The sequence below is a fragment of the Dellaglioa algida genome, from assembly GCF_030127605.1.
Lineage (GTDB): Bacteria > Bacillota > Bacilli > Lactobacillales > Lactobacillaceae > Dellaglioa > Dellaglioa algida.
On sequence record NZ_JANXLE010000015.1, the window covers coordinates 1 to 632 of the forward strand.

Consider the following 632-nt stretch of genomic DNA (forward strand, 5'->3'; position numbering starts at 1 on the left):
AAAATGCACCCAGTAGGAGTCGAACCTACAACCTTCTGATTCGTAGTCAGACACTCTATCCAGTTGCGCTATGGGTGCATTAAAAATATAAAATTAAAACAATAAATGGTGCCGAGGACCGGAATCGAACCGGTACGGTGATCACTCACCGCAGGATTTTAAGTCCTGTGCGTCTGCCAGTTCCGCCACCCCGGCATTTATTGAAAAGCGGAAGACGGGATTCGAACCCGCGACCCCCACCTTGGCAAGGTGATGCTCTACCACTGAGCTACTTCCGCAAAAAAATTAAAAAATGGTGCCGACTAGACGATTCGAACGCCCGACCCCCTGATTACAAATCAGGTGCTCTACCAACTGAGCTAAGTCGGCATAACTGAAAATGATGCGGGTGAAGGGACTTGAACCCCCACGTCTTACGACGCTAGATCCTAAATCTAGTGCGTCTGCCAATTCCGCCACACCCGCAGGATGTGGAATTGAAAATGAGCCGTGACAGGCTCGAACTGTCGACCCTCTGATTAAAAGTCAGATGCTCTACCAACTGAGCTAACGGCTCAAATGGAGGTTACAGGGCTTGAACCTGTGACCCTCTGCTTGTAAGGCAGACGCTCTCCCAACTGAGCTAAACCTCC

7 tRNA genes are annotated in these 632 nt (G+C 49.8%); all 7 read right to left on the reverse strand.

Annotated elements, in window-relative coordinates:
- Positions 1 to 4: 4 nt before the first annotated feature.
- A tRNA-Arg gene (locus N0K73_RS08185) sits at positions 5 to 78 on the reverse strand.
- 28 nt (positions 79 to 106) lie between these two features.
- Positions 107 to 195: transfer RNA gene (locus N0K73_RS08190), tRNA-Leu, on the reverse strand.
- Positions 196 to 206: 11 nt separating this feature from the next.
- A tRNA-Gly gene (locus tag N0K73_RS08195) sits at positions 207 to 278 on the reverse strand.
- A 15-nt stretch (positions 279 to 293) separates the two neighbouring features.
- Positions 294 to 369: transfer RNA gene (locus tag N0K73_RS08200), tRNA-Thr, on the reverse strand.
- Between the two features lie 14 nt (positions 370 to 383).
- Positions 384 to 465 (reverse strand) — tRNA-Leu (locus N0K73_RS08205).
- An 18-nt stretch (positions 466 to 483) separates the two neighbouring features.
- Positions 484 to 556 (reverse strand) — tRNA-Lys (locus tag N0K73_RS08210).
- Positions 557 to 559: 3 nt separating this feature from the next.
- Positions 560 to 632: transfer RNA gene (locus N0K73_RS08215), tRNA-Val, on the reverse strand.